The organism is Solidesulfovibrio sp. (genome assembly GCF_029978005.1).
Classification (GTDB): domain Bacteria; phylum Desulfobacterota; class Desulfovibrionia; order Desulfovibrionales; family Desulfovibrionaceae; genus Solidesulfovibrio.
The window spans coordinates 1-5,943 of sequence record NZ_JARKOZ010000092.1 but is presented as its reverse complement, the minus strand read 5'-3'; the positions used below and the strand labels follow the sequence as shown (position 1 = coordinate 5,943).

Genomic DNA, 5,943 nt, shown 5'->3' with positions numbered 1-5,943 from the left:
GGGACACTCGGGGACGGGCTCCAGGATGCGCTGCTCCCTCTTGCGGCTTTGCCGCTGGCTGCCGGCCCGGGTCGTGCGCCTGTGGCGCTCGCAGCTGCCCTGGGCCAGGTACTCGGCCACGGCCAGCTGCGTCGGCGTGGCGCAGCAGACGTTGGTGGGGGCCTTGATCTCGAAGGCCGTGGCCGCGTACCGGCCGGGCAGCAGGTAGCCCACGCGAAAGCCCGGGGCCAGGGTCTTGGAAAACGAGGAGCAGTGCAGCACGTAGCCGCCGGCGTCGTAGGAGGCGAGGCAACGGGGCCGGCCGCCGTCGAAATAGATGTCGCCGTAGACGTCGTCCTCGATGACCGGCACGCCCCGCGCGGCGAGCAGGGCGGCCATCTCGGCCTTGGCCGCGTCCGGGATGCGCGCGCCGTCGGGATTGTTGAAGTTGGGCGTGAGGATGACCGCGGCGATGCTGAAGCGGTCGAGCGCCGCGGCCAGGTCGGCCGGGCTTACGCCGCCCTCGGGATGGGAGGGCAGCTCCACGGCCCGCAGGCCGAAGTTTTCGAGCAGTTGCAGGAAGCAGTAGTAGGTCGGCGCGGCGATGGCCACGTTGTCCCCGGGCCGGGTCACGGTGCGCAGCGCGATGTAGAGCGCCTCCATGGCTCCGGCCGTGACCATCACGTCCTCGGGCCGGACGTCGATGCCGGCCTCGGCCAGCCGCCAGGCGATCTGGCGGCGCAGGGCCGGATTGCCGCTGACGCCCTCGTAGGTGACCACGCTCGAAGGCCCGGCGGCGGCTTTGGCCAGGAGCCGGGAAAGCTGCTTGGTCGGCAGGAAGGATTCGTCGGTGTGGGCCACGCCGAGCGGTACGATGTCGCGCCGGCCCATGCCGTCGAGGACCTCGCGGATCAGCGCCCCCCGGTTGACGGCCGTGGGCGGCTTGGCCGGCTGGACCGACGGCCTTGGCGCGGGCGTGCGCGGCCCCGCCGCCTCGCGCACGAAAAAGCCGGACTTGGGCCGAGCCTCCACCACGCCGCGCCGCTCCAGGGCCAGGTAGGCCTGATTGACCGTGGAGACGCTGACGCCCAGGCGCGCGCCAAGGGCCCGCAGGGACGGGATGCGCTCGCCCGGCCGCAGACCGCCGGACTCGATCATGGCCAGGATGTGCTTCTCGACGCTCACGTAGCGGAAGACGCCCTGGTCGGTTTCGGGCAGGGTCATGGCCGGGCCTCCGGAGAAACTGTTATGCTCGTTTTTCTTTTCAACTGTGACTGTCATGGTAACAGGGAATCTGCTTCAAGGGAAGCGCGCCCGGGATGCTCCCGCGGCGTGAACCCGAGGAGGGGCCATGTTCACGGATCGCTTGAAGGAAGACAGGGTGTTGGCGAAGGCCCGGGCCGGGTTGCTGGACGCCTGGCTGGCCGGCTGGCGGGACAGCCGGGCGGTGCGCATCGTGGCCGAGGCCGGGCAGAGGCTCCTGAGCCCTGGCAAGAGCCTGTCCGTGCGCCTGGGCCAGGGCAAGTACCTGAGCCTTTCCGGCACGCGCTACTGCCGGGTGGAATGCCGGCGCGGGGCGGTGTGGGTGACGGCCACGGGCGACGGCCGGGACCGGGTGCTGACGCCGGGTGATCGCGTGACCTTCGCGCGCGGGGGCAAGGTGGTCATCACGGGCCGGGGCGAGTCGTCCGAGGCTGACGTGCGTTGGGACTAGCGTCGCGGCGCACGTCCGGCGGGCACGCGGCCTGTTCGGGGGCGTGGTCGCGTCCGGCCTCGCGCCTTGGCGGCGTCCGCTTCTTGCGCCCGCCGCCGGCGCGCTGACGCAAGGTCAGGCAGGCCTGCCGGAATTGCCCCTCGGGATCGCCCGGCTTCGCCGGTTCCAGGCGCTCGGCCCGGCATCGGACGAAGGCGCAGGTCTCCGGAGCGGCCAGGGCGTCGCCCACGCCCATGCAGTCCAGGCGAAAGGGCTTGCGGTGGGCCAGGGCGAAGTGGCGCAGCGGGTCCTCGGCCATCATCCGGCCGAGCATGCGGGCGTCGCGGAAATGATAAGCCACATGCAGGTTGCTGCCCCAGCGGAAGATGCCCGCGACGAACGGCAGTTCCTCGTTCCCGTGAAAGAGCACCCCCTTGGCGGCGAGGGCGTGCCCTTCGATGCCGGAAACCAGACAGCAGCCGCAGTGGGCCTCCTCGTTCGGCAGGAACACGCAGGACAGGCTGTAGACGCCCGCCAACACCCGGAACAGTGAAGCGAGGTAGACCTCGGTGTTGTCGGCGAAATACTGCCTGTGGAAGGCGGCGCCGAACATGGTCCAGATCGGGTGCTGCGGGGCGTCGAGCTCCTCCCGGGCCGCGAAGAGGGCGGCGACCAGGGTTTCGTCGTTGCTTCCCAAGGCCTCGTCGGCGAGCAGCTCGATGGGGATGCCGAGATAGGCGGCATAGCCGGCCAGCCGGTCGCTGGGGATGCCGCAACGCATGTCCTCCGCCACGGTGTTGACGCTTTTGGGCAGTCCGCACCGCGCCCACCTGCCGTCCTGAAAGACATGGCTTTCCGCCTGAGTGGTCTTGCCCCACGTCCTTCCCAACAGTTCCAGGCCGCGCCTGAGCTTGTCGCCCGAGCCGGCGATTCTCGTTTTTTTGGGCCTTCCGGGGGTCACTCCGGGAATCCTTTGCCACGCGGGCTGCCGCGCGATTATCCGGTGTTTTTTTGGGAAGAAAAAAGACCAGGTTATTGCGTTGATACCGGGCTGGCCAGGCCATATGTTAACTATTGTGTGCACAGTGCCGAAGATGACGATGTTGCTCTGATAATTCGTCGACGGCATGGCATGATTCGATGAAAAATTCAATATTGTTTTCCGGGGTCTCTTGTAATGTAGTCTGCGGCATATTCACATATCGATATTTTGATATCTTCTTTGCAGATGCATGGTCGTCATGTCGTCGGAGTGATGCTTTTGGAAAATGTCGATATATATAATTCGTTAGTATAGTTATTCAGACTTGCCACGCTCTGTTTTTGCATCGCCGCATTCACGACGCCCGCACGACCGGCTTCGCATCGAGACCCACGACGTTTCGGCTCCACGAGGTGCGCTGTGGAAAAAGCCTTCTCCGTCGCCAGGGACCGTTACCTCACCCTTTCCATCGCCAACGTCGATTTCGCTCTTTCCATCCATTGCATCCGGGAAGTCCTGGACGACCTGGCCATAACGGCGCTGCCCGACACCACGGCCGGCATGCCGGGAATCGTCGACGTCCGGGGAAACGCCGTGGCGGTCTTCGACCTGGGCTACGCCCTCGGGCTCGGTCCCGTGGCGCACACGCGGGACACGCGCGTCGTCATCGTGGAGCTTTGGCGTGGCGGCCGCCGCGTCCTGGCCGGCCTGCTGGCCGACGCCGTGCGGGAGGTCCACCAGATCGACGATGCGGCCGTGCAGACGCCTCCCCGGGCCTGCGCCGGCCAGCTGCGCGGCATCGCGCGCGACGGCGCCCGCTTCCTCCTGCTGCTCGACATGGACAAGCTCCTGTCCGGTGAGGCGTTCTGCGTGCCGGCCGGCGCGGCCGGGGAGGCCCGTGAAGCCGGGAAGACGGGAGCGGCCGACGACGCGGACGGCTTTCCGCCGATCGGCGCAGCATCCTGAAGAACTGCGTCGGTATTTTTTTTGAAGATAAGAAATTTCTCAAGCGTGTTGTCGTTCTGCGGTGGATACAGGCCCTTTTAAGGATACGAGCAAAGGGAGTGCGACATGTTCGGCAATCGAGGCATCGCTTTCAAACTCGGCGCGGGATTCGGGCTGTGCATCCTGTTCACCCTGATCGTGTCCGGCGTCTACTGGACAGGGCTTGGCAACATCATGGATCGCACCAAGATCGAGGACAAGGCCCAGGACCTGGCCGACGGCCTGGGCGTGGCCAGACTGCTCATGAGCCGCTACGCCCAGAATTTCGCCCAGAAGGACCTGGAGGGCGTGCGCGCCCGGCTCAAGGACGTCGCCGGGAAAGGCAAGGTGTTTCGGGAACTGCTGCGCGATCCCGCCGAGCGGGCGCTTCTGGAGAAGATCCTGGCCTCGCTCGGGGACTATGAAAAAAGCGTCGAGGAATTCAGCCAGGCGGCCGCGGCCCGGCAAAACGCGGTCAAGGTCTTCGCCGAGAGCGGGGCGACGGTGCTCGAGCGGCTCGAACGGCTGCGGGCCAGCACCGAGGCGGCCCTGGACGACGCCGCCCGCGCCAACGACGCGGCCTTCCTGGCCCGCACGGCCAAAAGCGGCTTCGCCGCCGGCGGGCTCGTCCAGGCCTTCCTGGCCGTGCGCCAGCAGATGACCATGTATGCCTGGAACGGCCAACGGGAGATGCTGGAGAAGGCCCTGGTCGGGCTCGAGGCCGTCCAGACCCGCCAGGCCGCCCTGCGCGAGACCCTGACCCGGCAGGAGAACAAGGCCCTTCTCGACGAGGTCGCGGCCAGGGTCGGCGAATACCGCCAGACCGTGGACGGCTTCGTGCGCGACGTCGAGACCCTGGCCGCGGCCACCAAGGCCCTGGGCGAAGCCGGCGAGCGCGTCAACGCGCTGACCGACGAGTTCATCGCCGCCCAGACCGCCACCCGGGAGGCCGAGGCCCGGTTTGTGAACCTGCTTTCCCTCGGCGTGTCGGCGGCGGCCCTTCTCGTGGGGCTCTTGTGCGCCGTGGGCATCACCCGGGGCATACGCGGCGGCGTGGCCCGGGCCATCGCCGTGGCCGAGGCCGTGGCCGCCGGCGACGTGGCCAGCGACGTGTCCGTGGACCGGACCGACGAGATCGGCAAGCTCCTGGCCGCCATGGACCGGATGATCAAGGCCGAGCGCCTGGCCGCGGACGCCGCCGCGCGGCTGGCCCAGGGCGACCTGACCGTTTCCGTCGTCCCGCGCTCGGACAAGGACGCGCTCCTGCTCGCCATGACCGCCATGGTGGAGCGGCTGCGCGAGGTGGTGGGCGAGGTCCAGGCCGGAGCCGAGAACGTGGCCTCGGGCAGCGAGGAGATGAGCGCCTCGTCGGAATCCCTGTCCCAGGGGGCCTCGGCCCAGGCCTCGGCCGTGGAGGAGTCCTCTTCGGCCATGGAGCAGATGGTGGGCAGCATCAACCAGAACGCGGACAACGCCCGCCAGACCGAGGCCATCGCGGTCAAGGCCGCGGCCGACGCCCGGGAGTCCGGCGCGGCCGTGGACCAGACCGTGGCCGCCATGCGCGACATCGCCGGCAAGATCGGCATCATCGAGGAGATCGCCCGCCAGACCGACCTGCTGGCTTTAAACGCCGCCGTGGAGGCGGCCCGGGCCGGGGAGCACGGCCGGGGCTTCGCCGTGGTGGCTGCCGAGGTGCGCAAGCTGGCCGAGCGCAGCCAGAGCGCGGCCGCGGAGATCAACACCCTGTCCGCCGACTCCCTGGGCGTGGCCGAGGAGGCCGGCGGGCTGTTGTCCCAGCTGGTGCCGGACATCCTGCGCACGTCCGACCTGGTCCAGGAGATCGCCGCCGCGTCCAAGGAGCAGAGCGCCGGGGCCGGCCAGGTCAACACCGCCCTGCAGCAGCTCGACCAGGTCATCCAGCAAAACGCCAGCGCCTCGGAGGAACTCGCTTCCACGGCCGAGGAGCTTTCGGCCCAGGCCGAGCATCTGCGCGCCTCCATCGGCTTTTTCCATGCCGGCGGCGTCGTGCGCCAGGCTCCCAAGGCGGTCCCGGCTTCCCGGACCCAGGGCCGGGCCAAGGCGCTGCCCAAGCCCCGGCCCCACGGCGCCAAGGTGTATCTGGGCACGGAGCCCGCCGAGCCCCAGGACCGGCAGTTCGAACCGTTCTAGTGTTGCGTCCTTGAAATAAATCTATATACTGGCCTCCAGTTTAGGAGGTCAGGATGGGCGCTCGGGTAAAGGTTGAGTTGACGGAGGAGCAGGCGGCAACGCTGCGGATGCGGGCTGGGTCCGGCAAGACCGAACA

The 5,943-nt window shown here is 68.3% G+C and carries 5 protein-coding genes; 3 read left to right on the top strand and 2 right to left on the bottom strand.

Features of this window, described 5'->3' with window-relative positions; translation table 11 throughout:
• A partial coding sequence (locus Q1K70_RS10910) for a PLP-dependent aminotransferase family protein (protein WP_300159092.1) occupies positions 1-1,203 on the bottom strand: 1,203 nt, incomplete at its 3' end.
• A gap of 127 nt (positions 1,204-1,330) precedes the next feature.
• On the opposite strand from Q1K70_RS10910, the gene Q1K70_RS10905 reads away from it, so the two are divergent.
• Positions 1,331-1,693 (top strand): DUF2917 domain-containing protein, encoded by a 363-nt coding sequence (locus Q1K70_RS10905; protein WP_300159089.1) that lies wholly within the window; start codon positions 1,331-1,333, stop codon positions 1,691-1,693.
• Here the strand turns inward: Q1K70_RS10905 and Q1K70_RS10900 are convergent.
• Positions 1,647-2,633, bottom strand: a complete 987-nt coding sequence (locus tag Q1K70_RS10900; protein WP_300159086.1) for a hypothetical protein — start codon at positions 2,631-2,633, stop codon at positions 1,647-1,649. The two genes, Q1K70_RS10905 and Q1K70_RS10900, sit on opposite strands and share 47 nt — an antisense overlap.
• Before the next feature lie 441 nt (positions 2,634-3,074).
• Here Q1K70_RS10900 and Q1K70_RS10895 point away from each other — a divergent pair, with 441 nt between their 5' ends.
• Positions 3,075-3,620 (top strand): chemotaxis protein CheW, encoded by a 546-nt coding sequence (locus tag Q1K70_RS10895; RefSeq protein WP_300159083.1) that lies wholly within the window; start codon positions 3,075-3,077, stop codon positions 3,618-3,620.
• A gap of 105 nt (positions 3,621-3,725) precedes the next feature.
• Complete coding sequence (locus tag Q1K70_RS10890; protein ID WP_300159080.1) at positions 3,726-5,807, top strand: methyl-accepting chemotaxis protein; 2,082 nt, start codon at positions 3,726-3,728, stop codon at positions 5,805-5,807.
• Positions 5,808-5,943: the final 136 nt, after the last annotated feature.

Excerpts from the sequence above, each read along its gene's own strand:
- Q1K70_RS10905 (WP_300159089.1), top strand. The coding sequence starts at position 1,331 with ATGTTCACGGATCGCTTGAAGGAAGACAGGGTGTTGGCGAAGGCCCGG.
- Q1K70_RS10890 (WP_300159080.1), top strand. The coding sequence starts at position 3,726 with ATGTTCGGCAATCGAGGCATCGCTTTCAAACTCGGCGCGGGATTCGGG.